This is a genomic window from Amaricoccus sp. (assembly GCF_017993425.1).
GTDB lineage: Bacteria > Pseudomonadota > Alphaproteobacteria > Rhodobacterales > Rhodobacteraceae > Amaricoccus.
The window spans coordinates 1-14,882 of the sequence record NZ_JAGOMQ010000065.1 but is presented as its reverse complement, the minus strand read 5'-3'; the positions used below and the strand labels follow the sequence as shown (position 1 = coordinate 14,882).

Genomic DNA, 14,882 nt, shown 5'->3' with positions numbered 1-14,882 from the left:
CCAGAGACGGGCCTGACGCGCCTGCGCCGTAGGATAGCTCCCGCGCGTCAGGCCCGTCTCTCTAACTGGACAAGGGGGTTAAAATTGGACGCCGATCGGGGGTCGAGTTTGCGCGCCGATTGACACTCCTGCAAGATCGGCTGGCCCCCCTTCCGCCGTGCGACGTGCCGCCGTCCGAGCATCGTCGCCTGCGTCGCACCGGCGTGCCGGCGCGGATCGACGCCGATCCCGAGCTTCAGGCCTTCGTTCTCGCCCGGCTCGGCCGCCTGACCTTCAAGAGTATTGCCGAGGAGGTCGCTCATTACTTCCCGCCCGAGCGCCGCGTGCGTCACTCCGCCATCCACGCATGGGCCTCCCGCCACACCGCCCGCCGCGTCAGGGACGCCGCCCTTCCGAGATGGCCCGAGGTCTTCCCCGCTCTTCCGTGATCCCGCAATTGGTATCATGGGATGGGAATTGGTTACACAACAACGGCGCCGCGAAATGCGGCGCTGATGATTGTGTAATGATTTTCGCCGTTTATATTCAAAATATTTCGAAATATGCTTCGAATCGTATTTGTGCGCAAACAAACATGGTCGAGATGTCGCCCGTTCACATCTGTCCGGGCTCGTCCCGCAGCGTCGCGGGAGATTGGCCCTAAGGGTGCGCGGCCCATGGCGCCGTGTGGGGCAAGGCAGGAATCGTGAGGTGTCTTCACGCCAATCAGCGCCTTGGCCCGTGGCCGTGCGCAGACAGCCTTCTGCGGAATCTCAGAAGTCCAGCGCCAGCGTGACGTAGGCCCCGCCCCCGCCTCGTCGTCGTCGTCCGCCCGGGCCGACCCCGCCGCCAGCGCGGCGAGCACGACGCAGGCGAGAAGGCCGCGCGCGGCGGCCGCTGCGGATGGGCTCCGGAAACGATCTCGCGATCCCGTGAGGAGAGCCCCCGTCCGCGGCGACTGGCAAGCGTTTCAACAGCGCCCGAAACCGTTCCGCAGCCTCCCCGGCAATGCGGATAGAATCCGCGCCATCCCAATGGATTACATGCCGATCCTCGTGCGCGGCGGGGCCAGCTGCGCCACCATACTTTCGGCTGATTCCGGAACCCCCGCGTTGACAACGCCCGGCGTTCCACTTTCATAAAAGATTAATATGGAGGCGAACGCCCCCGTAGAGCAGCAGCGGCGCCCCCGGGTAGCCCTCTGGACGACGCTCAACGAATGGGAGGACTGCAATGAAGAAACTGTCGCTCACGGTTGCGGCCGTGCTGATGGCGGGGGTGGCGGCGCCTGCGCTCGCCAACGATTCCGTCCTCAAGGAGACGAGCAATCCCAAGCAGTGGGCGATGCAGCTCGGCAACTACGCGAGCCAGCGCTACTCCGAGCTCGACCAGGTCAACAAGGACAACGTGAAGGATCTCCAGGTCGCCTGGACCTTCTCCACCGGCGTGCTGCGCGGCCACGAGGGCTCGCCCCTCGTCATCGGCAACATGATGTACGTCCACACGCCGTTCCCGAACATCGTCTACGCCCTCGACCTCGACCAGGACGGCAAGATCATCTGGAAGTACCACCCGCAGCAGGATCCGAGCGTCATCGGCGTGATGTGCTGCGACACCGTGTACCGCGGCCTCGCCTATGCCGACGACACGCTGTTCCTGCACCAGGCCGACACCACGCTCGTCGCGCTGAACGCCAAGGACGGCACCGTGAAGTGGTCGGTCAAGAACGGCGACCCGGCCAAGGGCGAGACCAACACCGCGACCGTGCTGCCGGTGAAGGACAAGGTCATCGTCGGCATCTCCGGCGGCGAGTTCGGCGTCCGCGGCTCCGTCACCGCCTACAACATCGCCGACGGCTCGCTGGCCTGGCGCGCCTACTCGACCGGCCCGGACGCCGACATGCTCGTCGATCCGGAGAAGACCACGGCGCTCGGCAAGCCGATCGGCAAGGACAGCTCGCTCGCGAGCTGGGAAGGCGACCAGTGGCAGATCGGCGGCGGGACTACCTGGGGCTGGTACAGCTACGATCCCGACCTCGACCTCGTCTACTACGGCACCGGCAACCCCTCGACCTGGAACCCGGCGCAGCGGCCCGGCGACAACAAGTACTCGATGACGATCTTCGCCCGTGACCCGGACGACGGCATGGCGAAGTGGCTCTACCAGATGACCCCGCACGACGAGTGGGACTTCGACGGCGTCAACGAGATGGTGCTCTTCGAGGGCAACGCCGCCGGCAAGGACCGCAAGATGCTGTTCCATCCGGACCGCAACGGCCTCGCCTACACGCTCGACCGCGACACCGGCGAGCTGCTCGTCGCCAACAAGTACGATCCGGCGGTCAACTGGACGACCGGCGTCGACATGGACCCGAACTCGCCGACCTTCGGCCGTCCGGCCGTGGTGGCGCAGTACTCCACCGAGCAGAACGGCGAGGACGTGAACTCGACCGGCATCTGCCCGGCCGCGCTCGGCACCAAGGACCAGCAGCCCTCGGCCTACTCGCCGAAGACCGGCCTGATGTACGTGCCGACCAACCACGTCTGCATGGACTACGAGCCGTTCCGGGTGAGCTACGCCGCCGGCCAGCCTTACGTCGGCGCGACGCTGTCGATGTTCCCGGCGCCGGACAGCCATGGCGGCATGGGCAACTTCATCGCCTGGGACCCGATCGAGGGCAAGATCGTCTGGTCGCTGCCGGAACAGTTCTCGGTCTGGTCGGGCGCGCTGGCGACCGCGGGCGACATCGTGTTCTACGGCACGCTCGAGGGCTACCTGAAGGCGGTCGACGCCAAGACCGGCGAGGAGCTCTACAAGTTCAAGACGCCGTCGGGGATCATCGGCAACGTCTTCACCTACGTGCATAACGACAAGCAGTACGTCGGCATCCTGTCGGGCGTCGGCGGCTGGGCCGGCATCGGCCTCGCGGCCGGCCTCACCAACGCCAATGACGGCCTCGGCGCCGTCGGCGGCTACGCCGCGCTCAGCGACTACACCGCGCTCGGCGGCCAGCTGACCGTCTTCGCGCTGCCCAACTGATCCGGCCAGACGGCCGAAGGACGCCGCCCCGGCACCCCCGGGGCGGCGTCTTGCGTTCATAACGCCGCGAGCAAGACTAAAGTCTGATTCCGTCCGGACGCGCTTGGCACTAGCGTCTCGCGCAACAAAGTTGTTGGGAGGATGGGATGAGATCAGCCGCGCCGCTCCTGGCGTTCGCCATGCTCGTCGCTGGGGCCGCGTTCGCGCAGGACGCCCCCGATGTCGCGGCCGTCGAGGACGACGGGGTGCGCTGGTTCAACGCCGAGGGCGTGCCGACCTTCAAGATCGAGGCGGACGGAACCATCGACTGGCCGACGTTCTCCGGCTACCGCCGCTATCACGCCGAGTGCCACGTCTGCCACGGCCCGGACGGCGAGGGCTCGACCTACGCCCCGGCGCTCAAGGACTCGGTGATGCGGATGGACTACTACGACTTCACCGGCGTGGTCGCGAGCGGCCGGCAGGTGGTGAACGCCGCCGACAACCAGGTGATGCCGGCCTTCGGCACCAATCCGAACGTGATGTGCTATCTCGACGACATCTGGACCTACCTCCGCGCCCGCGGCGCCGACGCCGTCCCGCGCGGCCGTCCGGCCAAGCGGGCGGAGAAGTCCGAGGCCTATGCCGAGGCGGAGAAGCTCTGCATGGAGCAGTGACGATGCGGCTCGGCCCCCTCGCCATCGCGCTCGCGCTCGCCGCGGCCACCCCGGCGGCGGCGCAGGTCGCCGACCTCGTCGACCGCTCGGCCTTCCGCGTCTGCGCCGACCCGGCCAACAAGCCGCTCTCCGCCGAGGACGGCTCGGGCTTCGAGAACCGGATCGCCGACCTGATGGCCGCGAGCCTCGGCGTGCCGGTGCAATATACCTGGTTCCCGCAGGTGATCGGCTTCGTCCGCCAGACCCTGCAGGCCGGCAAGTGCGACGTGGTGATGGGCTACGCCCAGGGCGACGAGCTCGTGCTCAACACCAACCACTACTACACCTCGACCCATGTCCTCGTGGTCCGGGCCGACGGCGACCTCGCCGACGTCGACACGCTCTCCGACCCGCGGCTGCGCGGCAAGCGCATCGGCGTCGTCGCCGGCGCGCCGCCGACCACCCACGTGGCCCGCCTCGGCCTGATGAAGGACGCCGTCCCCTACGACCTGATGACCGACCGCCGCGTCGAGGACCCCGCCGGCGAGATGCTCGCCGACCTCGAATCCGGCAAGACCGACGCCGCCCTGCTCTGGGGCCCGATCGGCGGCCCGCTGGTCAAGCAGGGCCACCCCGACCTCAAGGCGATCCCCCTCCTCAAGGAGACGACCCCGCCCCGCCTCGTCTTCCGCATCACCATGGGGGTGCGCGCCGGCGAGGACGAGTGGAAGCGCCAGCTGAACAGCCTGATCCGCCGCAACCAGGACCAGATCGACACGATCCTCCGCGACGCCGGCGTGCCCATCCTCGACGACTACGGCAAGGGCGAGAAACCGGCCGCCGGCTAGAGCGGAGTCCGTCCCGGTTGAACCGGGCCGTCCGCTCCGGAGTCTCGAATTTGCGCAATGTCCTGATCGCCGGACGATTCCGTCCGGTTGGACATTGCTTTGGGCTTGCGCAGGCTTCCGGCCAACGCGGCGCCTTCCCGACTGGCGCGGTCCAGCGCGGCGCTCCGGACGGAGCGATCCTCCACGGCATTCCGACGAACGCCCGCGGCTGTCGCCGGCCGCCGAACCGTGGATCAGCCGAGCCGCCGCACCCGCAGCCGGGTCACCCGGTTCTCCTCGCGCGCCAGCACCTCGAAGCGGAAGCCGTGGAAGGCGAAGACCTGCCCGGCCTCCGGGATCGCCTGCGCCTCGTGGATGACCAGCCCCGCCACCGTGTTGGCCGCGTCGTCCGGCAGGCTCCAGTCGCAGGCGCGGTTGAGGTCGCGGATCGTCACCCCGCCCTCCACCTCCACCGCGCCGTCCGCCAGCGGCGCCACGCCCCCCAGCGTCGCCGGATCGTGCTCGTCGGCGATGTCGCCGACGATCTCCTCGAGGATGTCCTCGAGCGTGACCAGCCCCTGCAGCGCCCCGTACTCGTCGACCACCAGCGCGAAATGCGCGCGCCGCCGCAGGAACTCGCGCAGCTGCTCGTCGAGCGCCGTGGCGTCCGGCACGAAATAGGGCGGCATCGCCACCGCCATCACGTCGAACCGCGCGAGGTCGAGCCCGCCCTCCCCCGCCCGCGCCAGCCGCTCCACCGCCCGCGACAGGTCGCGCGCATGGATGACGCCGACGATGTTCTCCGGCTCGCCGCGGAAGATCGGCAGGCGGGTATGCGACGACTCGAGCGCCCGCGTCACGATCTCCGCCGGCGGCGCGTCGGCGTCGAGCATCTCGATGTCGCGCCGCGGCAGCATCACCTCCTCGACCCGGCGCTGGCCGAGGTCGAGCGCCCCGAGCAGCCGGTCGCGCTCCGCCTTCTCCACCCCGCCCTCGGAATGGCGATGCGCGATGGCGTCGGCGATCTCCTCCTGGAAGGCGAGCGCCGGCGTCCGCGGATCGACCGCCACGCCCCACGCCCGCAGCAGCGCCCGCGCGAGCGCCCCCGCCCCGGCCGCCAGCGGCGCGAAGGGCCGCGCCAGCGCGCCCGCCGGCCCGGCCAGCCGCGCGGCCACGCCCGCATCCCCCACGGCCCGCGTCCGCGGCAGCGCCTGCGCCAGCACGAAAAGCGCCGCCGTCATCGCCAGCGCCGCCCCCGCGACGCCCCACGTCCCCCAGATCGCCCCGGCCAGCGCGGCCGCGAGCGACGCGGCCAGCGTGTCGACGAAGACCGCCGCGAGGAGCAGCGCCCCCGCCAGCCGGCCCCGGTCCTCGCCGAGCGCCAGCGCCCGCTCCGCCCCGCGATCGCCCCGGTCCGCCAGCGCCTGCAACCGCGACCGGCTCGCCGTGGTCAGCGCCGCCTCCGCCCCGGCCAGCAACGCCGACAACGCCACGAGGCCGACTATCGCCGCGAGGATCGCGAGCGCGGCGGGGTCGAGCGGGGACAGGGCCTCGGGAGGCGCTTCCATGGGCGGGTCCTGCCGGCGGGGGCCGGGGCCTCCCTTTAGCTTCCCCCCGGTCGGCGCATCAAGCGGGCGCCGCCGCGTCGCTGTGGCGCCCGCGCGGCCGGCATGGCAGACCGGGGGGAGACCGACGGAAGGGAACGGGATGCGGGCGAGCTTCGACTACGGCGGCTGCAACGTGATGGTCGTCGGCGGCACCAGCGGCATCAACCTCGGCATCGCGCAGGCCTTCGCCGAGGCGGGGGCGCGGCTCGGCGTCGCCTCGCGCCGCCAGGAGAAGGTCGACGCCGCGGTGGCGCAGCTCTCCCGCGTCGGCCGCCCGGCGCTCGGCTACGCCTTCGACGTCCGCGACGCGCCGGCGGTCGCCGCCGGGCTCGCCGCCTTCGCCGCCGACGCGGGGCCCATCGACGTGCTCGTCTCCGGCGCGGCCGGCAACTTCCCCGCCCCCGCGACGCAGATCAGCCCCAACGGCTTCAAGTCCGTGGTCGACATCGACCTCCTCGGCACCTTCCACGTCATGCGCGCCGCCTACCCGCACATGCGCCGGCCCGGCGGCAGCCTCATCAACATCTCCGCCCCGCAGGCGACCGTCGCCATGCCGCTCCAGGCCCATGTCTGCGCCGCCAAGGCGGGGGTCGACATGGCGACGCGCTGCCTCGCGCTGGAATGGGGGCCGGAGGGGCTGCGCGTCAACGGCGTCGTCCCCGGCCCGATCGACGGCACCGAGGGCATGGCCCGCCTCGCCCCCGACGCCGCCTCCCGCCGCCGCGTCATCGCCAGCGTGCCGATGCGCCGCTTCGGCGACCCGGTCGACGTGGCGCGCGTCTGCCTGTTCCTCGGCTCCGACGCCGCCGGCTACGTCAACGGCGCGATCATCCCCGCCGACGGCGGCTGGAGCGCCGCCGGCGCCCCCCTGCCCCTGCCCGGACCCTGAGACGGGGATCCGGCGGCTCGGCTCCGGCGACCACCCGGCCTCTCCGGGTTTCCCGGGCGGCAAGCTCGCTCCCTCGACGGCGCCCGCCCGGGAGACATTCGCATGTCTCCCGGCTCCACGCGGAGGCGCTCCGTGCGCAGACGGCGGAACCTCCTGTCAACGAAAAGGATCCAGCGGGTCCGGCCTCACTCCCCGTCCCCCACCCCGCCCGCGACCGGCGGCGGGGTCCAGGCGTCCAGCGCCGCCATCGCCTCGGCGGCGGTGTCGACATGGGTCATCAGCCCGACGTCGGCCGGCGAGATCGTGCCGGCCTCGACCAGCGCCCGCCAGTCGATCACCCGGCGCCAGAAGTCGCCGCCGAAGAGCAGGATCGGCAGCGGCTTCATCCGCTTGGTCTGCACCAGCGTCAGCGCCTCGAACATCTCGTCGAGCGTGCCGAACCCGCCCGGAAAGATCGCGATCGCCTTCGCCCGCGTCAGGAAATGCATCTTGCGGATCGCGAAATAGTGGAAGTTGAAGCTCAGCTCCGGCGTGCCGTAGAGGTTCGGCACCTGCTCGTGCGGCAGCACGATGTTGAGGCTGATCGAGATGCCCCCCGCATCGAGCGCGCCCCGGTTCGCCGCCTCCATCACCCCCGGGCCGCCGCCGGAGCAGATCACCCCCTCGCGGTTTCCGCTCGCCACCGACCGCAAGGAGCACAGCCGCGCGAACTCCCGCGCCTCGTCGTAGTAGCGCGCCAGCGCCCCCAGCCCCGGCGTCGCCGCCGCGGCGGCGCGCTCCGGCGGCGGGATGCGCGCGCCCCCGAACAGCGCCACCGTCGAGCGCACCCCCCGCTCGGTCAGCGCCATCTCGACCTTCAGGAGCTCGAGTTGCAGCCGCACCGGCCGCAGCTCCTCCCGGGTCAGGAAGTCCGGGTCCGAGAAGGCGAGCCGGTAGGACGGCGACAGCGTCTGCGGCGTGTCGGGCACGCGGTCCGAGGTGCGCAAATCCTCGCGCGCATCCGGGAAACGGCTCTGGCGACCGACGGGCTCGACCATGGTGAAGCTTCCGACCTGCATCCCCGGCGACGGCGCCGGGCCTTCCTTCCCGTTTCTATGACCTCCGCCCGCCCGAGGCCAGCGGCCGGGCGCCGACGGCCGGACTGCGCCCGGGGCTGCGCCCGGACCGCGACAGCGCCCCGACAGCCCGGCGACGGCGCGACGATTGCCACCCTCCCCGCCCTCCCCTATACCGGCGCCGCGATCGCGCGAGGCGGCGAGCGAGGGGGGCGACGATGACCGGCCATGCAGACCTGGAACGCGCGATCGAGGCCGCCTGGGGTGAGCGCGACGCGATCACCCCCGACACCGGCGGGGACGTCCGCGCCGCCATCGACACCGTGCTCGAAGGCCTCGACACCGGCCGCATCCGCGTCGCCGAGCGCCAGCCGGACGGGGCCTGGCGCGTCAACCAGTGGGCCAAGAAGGCCGTCCTCCTCGGCTTCCGCCTCCAGGAGATGGGCCCGATCTCCGGCGGCCCGCAGGGCGGCGGCTGGTGGGACAAGGTCGACTCGAAGTTCAAGGGCTGGACCGAGCACGACTGGCGCCAGGCCGGGTTCCGCGCCGTGCCGACCAGCGTGGTGCGCCGCTCCGCCTACGTCGCGCCCGGCGTCGTGCTGATGCCCTCCTTCGTCAACCTCGGCGCCTATGTCGACGAGGGGACCATGGTCGACACCTGGGCGAGCGTCGGCTCCTGCGCCCAGATCGGCAAGCGCGTCCACCTCTCCGGCGGCGTCGGCATCGGCGGCGTGCTCGAGCCGATGCAGGACGGCCCGACCATCATCGAGGACGACTGCTTCATCGGCGCCCGCTCCGAGGTCGTCGAGGGCTGCATCATCCGCGAGGGCTCCGTGCTCGGCATGGGCGTCTTCATCGGCAAGTCGACGAAGATCGTCGACCGCGCCACCGGCGAGGTCCGCTACGGCGAGGTGCCGCCCTACTCGGTGGTCGTCGCCGGCAGCCTGCCCGGCAAGCCCTTCCCCGACGGAACCCCGAGCCCCAGCCTCTACTGCGCGGTGATCGTCAAGCGGGTCGACGAGAAGACCCGCTCCAAGACCTCGATCAACGAGCTCCTGCGCGACTGACGCCCGCAATGGACGTCTTCACCCTGCTCGTCCAGGTCGGCCGCAAGCCCGGCGACGGCCTGCCCGACGGCGCGACGGGGGCGGCGCTGCTCTGCTACGCCGCCGCCCGCGACGAGGAGGAGGCGGTGCGCGAGACCGTGGCGCTCCTCAAGGCCGCCGACCTCGCGCCGCTCGACGTCACCGGCTACGGTCCCCTCGAGGAGCGCCTCGCCGAGGGCGAGGTCGGCGAGGAGGAGCGCGGCCTCATGGAGCGCGCCCGCGCCGAGAACGCCGTCGTCGTCGCCGAGATGACCCCGTTCTTCGACTGATCCGCCAGGCCCCCGGCGCCCCCCTGTGGCCATGGCGCCGATCGCGCCGACTAACTCGGGCCTCACGCGAACGTGTGGTCGGTTTGCGCATGACCATCCGCGCGGGAAAGATTAACATGCGGCCGATCGAGCAAAACATAAGGAGACCAAAATGCCGGCTCTTGCGAAATCCCTGCTTCTTGCGGCGACCGCCGCGACGGCGATCGGCGCTGCCGGCGCCGCCTCGGCCCAGGCCTTCGATTCGGCGTCGCTCTACCTCAAGGGCTTCGGCGGCGCGACGTTCCCGTCGGGCGACGACGAGAGCCTGCGCACCAACGGTCAGAAGGTCGGCCGCGTCGACCTCGACTACGACACCGGCTACACCCTCGGCGTCGCCCTCGGCTTCACGCCGGTCCCGAACGTCGGCGTCGAGCTCGAGTACGCCTACCGCAACGTCGACTACGACGGCACGGCCCGCATCGACGGCGCCAGGAGCGACGTCGACGGCACCGCCAAGGTCAACGCGGTGATGGTCAACGCCCTCTACAACTTCACCAACCTGCCCAACCAGCAGGTCGTTCCCTACCTCGGGGCCGGCATCGGCGCCGCGCAGGTCGACTACGAGGGCGACAGCTCGACCTGGAACTTCGCCTACCAGGCGATCGCCGGCCTCGGCTACGAGGTCGCCCCGCAGTGGACGCTCTACGGCGAGGGCCGCTGGTTCGGCACGGCGGAGAGCAAGGTCTGGCCGGACAAGGGCCTCGCGACCGACGTCTCGTTCGGAACCTTTGACCTGCTCTTCGGCGCGAAGTATCAATTCTGACAAGGCCGCGCGCAGCGGCCGACGGAACTACGGTCGCGAAGTTACTTCAGCCGAACCCCTGAAGCTGCTGCACGCTGCATGACCACATCCCGATCGCCGCGCGGCCCGGAATGGCCGACGCTGGCGCTTGTCCTGGCCACCTACGCCGCCTGGTGCGGCGGGGTGGCCCTTTCCTCCACGATAACGCCCTGGGCCGCCGTCCCGATCCTGGCGCTGGCCCTGACGCTGCACTCCTCGCTCCAGCACGAGGTGGCCCACGGCCACCCGCTTCCCAGCCGGCGGCTCTCCGAGGCGCTGGTCTGGCCGCCGATCGGGCTCCTCGTGCCCTATCCGCGCTTCCGCGACACCCATCTCGCGCACCACCAGGACGCCATCCTGACCGACCCCTACGACGACCCGGAGTCGAACTACCTCGACCCCGAGGTCTGGGCCGGCCTGCCCGGCTGGGCGCGGCGGCTGCTCCTGTTCAACAACACCCTCCTCGGCCGGATGACCGTCGGCCCCGCCGTCGGCATGGCCGCCTTCCTGCGCAGCGACTGGCGCGCGATCCGCGCCGGCGACCGCGCGCTCGCCCGCGTCTGGGCCGCCCACCTCGCCGGCGTCGCCGTGGTGCTCGGCATCGTGCTCGCCTTCGGCACGATCCCCCTCGGGGCCTATCTCGTCGCCGCCTGGCTCGCGATGTCGATCCTGAAGATCCGCACCTTCCTCGAGCACCAGGCCCACGAGCGCGCCCGCGGCCGCTCGGTGATCATCGAGGACCACGGCCCGCTGGCCTTCCTGTTCCTCAACAACAACCTGCACGCCGTCCACCACGCCCATCCGCAGGTGCCGTGGTACGCGCTGCCGCAGCTCTACGCCGCCCGCCGCGAGGAATGGCTCCGCCGCAACCTCGGCTACCGCTACGACAGCTACGCCCAGATCCTCCGCCGCCACCTGCTGCGTCGCAAGGATCCGGTGCCCCATCCGCTCTGGCCGCAGGGATGAGCGAGACGACACGCGGCGCCGCCGTCGCCACCCTGCCCATGTACGACTGGCCGGAGGTCCGGCCGGCCACCGACGCGCTCTGGGCCGCGCTGCGCGACGCGCTGCGGACCCGCGGCCTCGCCGCGCCCGACGCGCTCTCCCGCGACGCGATGCACTGGACCCATCCCCGCCTCGCCCTCTCGCAGACCTGCGCGCTCCCCATGCGCCTTGGCCTGGCCGCCCGGGTGACGCTGGTCGGCGCCCCCGACTTCGGCCTCGAAGGCTGTCCGCCCGGCCACTACCGCAGCGCCCTCGTCGTCCGCGCCGGCGATCCGCGCGAGACCCCGGCCGAGCTTGCCGCCGCCCGCTTCGCCTACAATTCCACCGATTCCCAGTCCGGCTGGGGCGCCCTCGTCGCCACGCTCGGCCCCCTCGACCCGGCGCGCGGCCTCACCACCGGCGCCCACCGCGACAGCGTCCGCGCCATCGCCGGGGGCCGCGCCGACGTCGCCGCCATCGACGCCCAGAGCTGGCGCCTGGCCCAGGCCTGGGAGCCCGCCGCCGCGCGCCTCCGCGTCGTCGCCTGGACCGCCCCCACCCCCGGCACCCCCTACATCACCGCCGCCGGCCGCGACCCCGCGCCCTATGCCGCCGCCGCCGCCGAGGCGATCGCCGCCCTTGCCGACTCCCACCGCGCCGCCCTCGGCCTCGCCGGTTTCACGCCGCTCGCCCCGGCCCTCTATGCGGCCGACCCTTCGCCAAGGCAGCCCATCGGCTCCATATGAATCAATGGCTTGGCTAATTTTCACGCGTGAACACGCGCCGGCCGCGCGCGTCCACCTCCGAGGTGACGCTCAGCCAGGGGCGACCGGATCCGGCCCGGGATCGAACCCTGCCTCCCGCATCAGCCGGTTCGACTCGCCCTCGACCAGCGGCTCCAGCCGGGCCATGAACTCCGCGACCGGCAGGCCCGGCGGGATCGTCGGCAGGAACTCCACCACCGCGAGCCCGGGCTTCCGGTAGGGGCTCCGCCGCGACCAGAAGACGCCGACATTGGTCGCCGCCGGCACGCAAGCCACCCCCAGCCGGTCGTAGAGCACCCCGGCGCCGATCTTGTAGGGCAGCTTCGCCCCCGGCAGCACCCGCGTCCCCTGCGGATAGATGACGAGCTGCCCCGCCGCCTCGCCGCGGCCGGCATGGGCGACCATGTCCTTCATCGCCTTCGACCGCGCCCCGCGGTTCACCGGCGTCGAGCCGATCCGCATCGCATAGAGCCCGAGGATCGGCGCCCAGCGCAGCTCCTGCTTCATGACGAACTTCGGCCGCGGCAGCACGCGCACCAGCATCAGGATGTCGAGGAAGGACTGGTGCTTCGAGGCGACCACCACCTCCCCCTCCGGCACCGGACCCCGCACCTCGGTCCGCAGCCCGCAGATGACGGCCAGAAGCCACAGCACCGTCCGCGCATATATCTTGCAGGCCCGCAGCGCCCCGTCCGACGACCACGCCGCCATCGGCGCGAAGAGCACCCCCATGATCGCCATCAGCCCGTAGAGGCAGAGGTCGAACAGGATCGAGCGCAGCCGCAGCACCGGCTCAGCTCCAGCGCCGCAGCGCCCGCCGCACGGCGCGCGTCGCGGCGGCCCAGGCGATCGCCGCGCCGACCGGCGGCGCCAGCAGGATCGCCAGCCATTCCCACCCCGCCGGCCGCATCCCGAGGCCGAGCGTGTCGCCGGAGCCCCGCGCCGGCATCGCGAGCAGGATCGCCACCGCGGCGAGCCCGCCCAGGGCCGCGCCGATCGCCGCCCGCCGCAGCAGCGGCCGCACGAAGGCCGCGACGATCAGCCGGTCCCGCGCCCCCACCAGCCGCAGCGTCGCCACCGCGTCGCCGCTCGCCGCCACCGAGCTCCCCGCGGCCAGCGCCAGCGCCGCCGCCATCGCCGCGGCGAGCGCCGCGAGGATCGCCACGCTGGCGAGCCCCATCCGCCGGCTCGCCGCCACCAGCGGCCCCCGCCAGCCGGCGTGGTCGTCGAAGACCGCCCCCGGCGCCTCGGTCGCCAGCCGCGCCTCCAGCGCCGGCCGGTCGAGCGCGTCGCGGTCGGCCTCCACCTCGATCAGCAGCGGCAGCGGCAGCCCGTCGAGCGCCACCTCGGAGCCGAGCCACGGCGCGAGCAGCGCCCGCTGCTCGTCGAGCTCGACCAGCCGCACCGACCGCACCCCGGGCGCGTCGCGCAGCACCGCGAGCGCCGCCCGCGCCTGCGCCTCCATGTCGGCCTCGTCCGCCGCCACCACGAAGAGCGTCGCCGCCGAGGCGCCCGGCCCCGACCACTCGCCGGCGACCCGCGCCGCCGAGAGCCCGAGCGCGCCCGCAAGCGCCGCGAGGAAGACGAGGATGCCGGCGAGCAGCGTCACCGACAGCCCGGCCGCCCGCGCCGGCGGCGCGAGGCCCGCCGCCTCGGCCGGCCCGCCGGCCGCGACCGCGCGCAGGAACCCGATCAAGCGTCCGCCCCGGCCGGCGCCGGCGCCTCGACCCGGCCTCCGGCGAGGCGCAGCACCCGCGCCTGCGCCCGCCCGCCCACGGCGCGGATCAGGTCGGGGTCGTGGGTGGCGACGACGACGGTCTTGCCCATGCGGTTCAACTCGACCAGCAGCGTCATCAGCCGCACCGCCATCTCGCGGTCGACCGAGGCGGTCGGCTCGTCGGCGAGGATCACCTCCGGGCTCAGGATCACCGCCCGCGCCAGCGCCGCCCGCTGGCGCTCGCCGCCGGAGAGCTCGGCCGGGAAGGCGTCCACCCGGTCGGCGAGGTCCACCCAGTCGAGCAGCGCGCGCAGATCCTCCGAGCGCCCGCCTACGCCCAGCCCGGCCACCCGCAGCGGCAGGGCGATGTTCTCGAGCAGCGTCAGGTGGTCGAGAAACCCGGCCACCTGCGGCACCACCCCGATCGCCTTGCGCAGGTCCGCCACCGCATCGCGGTCCCGCGGCGAGATCGCCCGCCCCCAGAACCGCACCGCCCCCCGGTCGGGCGCCAGGTCGAGATAACAAAGCCGCAGCAGCGTGGTCTTCCCCGCCCCCGACGGCCCGACGAGAAACGTCAGCGACCCCGGCGCGAGCCCGAGCGTCACGTCCCGCAGCACGGGCCGCGACCCGTAGCTGAAGCCCGCCTCCTCGAACTCGATCACCTGCGCCCTCCGCCGCTTCTGGCGCCGTTATATGCCCCCGACCCGCAGGCGCAAGCCGCCCAACCCCCCGGGCGCAACCCGGCGCGATCCCCTGCGGGACGGCCGGCTTGGAAACCCCGGCGGCCGCCGGTAGAACGGGCGGACCCCGGATCGCGCGCGATTCGACCCGATCTCCCTGCCCGCCGCGAGGCCCGATGCGCCTGACCTGCCCGACCTGCGCCGCGGCCTACGAGCTCCCCGACGACCAGCTGCCCGCCGGCGGCAGCCACGTGCAGTGCAGCTCCTGCCATACCCGCTGGTTCGCCCGCGCCCGCCCGGCAGAGGTCGAGCCGCCGAGCGAGGAGGAGATCATCGCCCGCCTCGCCACCCGCGCCCGCCCCGCCCCTTCGGACGCGCCCCCCGACACGCCGCCCGCCCGCGACCCCGCCGCGCCGACCCCCTTCCCGACCCCGCCGCGCCCGCCCCCCGCCCCGGCGGACGCCCCCCCCCGGGCGCCCGCCCCCCCCGCCCCCCGCCCCGACGCCGCCCC

General features: G+C 72.6%; 16 protein-coding genes. 10 read left to right on the top strand and 6 right to left on the bottom strand.

Annotation, left to right across the window (positions count from 1 at the left end):
* Window positions 1-47: 47 nt before the first annotated feature.
* Window positions 48-302 (bottom strand): hypothetical protein, encoded by a 255-nt coding sequence (locus tag KBB57_RS19070; RefSeq protein ID WP_290753715.1) that lies wholly within the window; start codon window positions 300-302, stop codon window positions 48-50.
* Window positions 303-1,212: 910 nt separating this feature from the next.
* Here KBB57_RS19070 and KBB57_RS19065 point away from each other — a divergent pair.
* From KBB57_RS19065 to KBB57_RS19055, 3 genes are all read left to right on the top strand, one after another.
* A complete protein-coding gene (locus KBB57_RS19065) occupies window positions 1,213-3,018 on the top strand; it encodes a methanol/ethanol family PQQ-dependent dehydrogenase (protein WP_290753712.1) in 1,806 nt (601 codons plus the stop codon).
* A 179-nt stretch (window positions 3,019-3,197) separates the two neighbouring features.
* Window positions 3,198-3,674 (top strand): c-type cytochrome, methanol metabolism-related, encoded by a 477-nt coding sequence (locus tag KBB57_RS19060; protein WP_290753717.1) that lies wholly within the window; start codon window positions 3,198-3,200, stop codon window positions 3,672-3,674.
* A gap of 2 nt (window positions 3,675-3,676) precedes the next feature.
* Window positions 3,677-4,501: a substrate-binding domain-containing protein gene (locus KBB57_RS19055; RefSeq protein WP_290753710.1), complete on the top strand. Its 825-nt coding sequence runs from the start codon at window positions 3,677-3,679 to the stop codon at window positions 4,499-4,501.
* Window positions 4,502-4,734: 233 nt separating this feature from the next.
* Here KBB57_RS19055 and KBB57_RS19050 read toward each other — a convergent pair whose 3' ends face one another.
* Complete coding sequence (locus KBB57_RS19050) at window positions 4,735-6,048, bottom strand: CNNM domain-containing protein (protein ID WP_290753708.1); 1,314 nt, start codon at window positions 6,046-6,048, stop codon at window positions 4,735-4,737.
* 139 nt (window positions 6,049-6,187) lie between these two features.
* Between KBB57_RS19050 and KBB57_RS19045 the strand changes: the two genes are divergently transcribed.
* Window positions 6,188-6,976 (top strand): SDR family oxidoreductase, encoded by a 789-nt coding sequence (locus tag KBB57_RS19045; RefSeq protein ID WP_290753705.1) that lies wholly within the window; start codon window positions 6,188-6,190, stop codon window positions 6,974-6,976.
* 185 nt (window positions 6,977-7,161) lie between these two features.
* Here the strand turns inward: KBB57_RS19045 and KBB57_RS19040 are convergent, their stop codons facing one another.
* Complete coding sequence (locus tag KBB57_RS19040) at window positions 7,162-8,013, bottom strand: LOG family protein (protein ID WP_290753702.1); 852 nt, start codon at window positions 8,011-8,013, stop codon at window positions 7,162-7,164.
* A 236-nt stretch (window positions 8,014-8,249) separates the two neighbouring features.
* Here KBB57_RS19040 and dapD point away from each other — a divergent pair, with 236 nt between their 5' ends.
* From dapD to KBB57_RS19015, 5 genes are all read left to right on the top strand, one after another.
* A complete protein-coding gene (gene dapD, locus KBB57_RS19035) occupies window positions 8,250-9,098 on the top strand; it encodes a 2,3,4,5-tetrahydropyridine-2,6-dicarboxylate N-succinyltransferase (RefSeq protein ID WP_290753699.1) in 849 nt (282 codons plus the stop codon).
* Window positions 9,099-9,106: 8 nt separating this feature from the next.
* On the top strand, window positions 9,107-9,406 hold the full coding sequence (locus tag KBB57_RS19030) for a hypothetical protein (RefSeq protein WP_290753697.1): 300 nt from the start codon (window positions 9,107-9,109) through the stop codon (window positions 9,404-9,406).
* Between the two features lie 151 nt (window positions 9,407-9,557).
* The gene (locus KBB57_RS19025) at window positions 9,558-10,208 is read left to right on the top strand and encodes an OmpW family outer membrane protein (protein ID WP_290753695.1); all 651 of its coding nucleotides are present in this window, start codon (window positions 9,558-9,560) and stop codon (window positions 10,206-10,208) included.
* Between the two features lie 78 nt (window positions 10,209-10,286).
* Window positions 10,287-11,192, top strand: a complete 906-nt coding sequence (locus KBB57_RS19020; protein WP_290753692.1) for a fatty acid desaturase — start codon at window positions 10,287-10,289, stop codon at window positions 11,190-11,192.
* Window positions 11,189-11,956: a PhnD/SsuA/transferrin family substrate-binding protein gene (locus tag KBB57_RS19015; protein ID WP_290753690.1), complete on the top strand. Its 768-nt coding sequence runs from the start codon at window positions 11,189-11,191 to the stop codon at window positions 11,954-11,956. Before KBB57_RS19020 ends, KBB57_RS19015 begins: the two co-directional genes overlap by 4 nt.
* A 69-nt stretch (window positions 11,957-12,025) precedes the next feature.
* Here KBB57_RS19015 and KBB57_RS19010 read toward each other — a convergent pair whose 3' ends face one another.
* The 3 genes from KBB57_RS19010 to KBB57_RS19000 are packed head-to-tail and all read right to left on the bottom strand — an operon-like array spanning window position 12,026 to window position 14,353.
* On the bottom strand, window positions 12,026-12,763 hold the full coding sequence (locus tag KBB57_RS19010) for a 1-acyl-sn-glycerol-3-phosphate acyltransferase (protein ID WP_290753687.1): 738 nt from the start codon (window positions 12,761-12,763) through the stop codon (window positions 12,026-12,028).
* A gap of 4 nt (window positions 12,764-12,767) precedes the next feature.
* Window positions 12,768-13,670: a cell division protein FtsX gene (locus KBB57_RS19005; RefSeq protein WP_290753685.1), complete on the bottom strand. Its 903-nt coding sequence runs from the start codon at window positions 13,668-13,670 to the stop codon at window positions 12,768-12,770.
* Window positions 13,667-14,353 carry a cell division ATP-binding protein FtsE gene (locus KBB57_RS19000; RefSeq protein WP_290753683.1) on the bottom strand — a complete coding sequence of 229 codons (687 nt, stop codon included), beginning with the start codon at window positions 14,351-14,353 and terminating at the stop codon, window positions 13,667-13,669. Before KBB57_RS19000 ends, KBB57_RS19005 begins: the two co-directional genes overlap by 4 nt.
* Before the next feature lie 194 nt (window positions 14,354-14,547).
* On the opposite strand from KBB57_RS19000, the gene KBB57_RS18995 reads away from it, so the two are divergent.
* Window positions 14,548-14,882 (top strand): zinc-ribbon domain-containing protein (locus KBB57_RS18995; protein WP_290753681.1); only part of this gene is annotated, 335 nt, incomplete at its 3' end.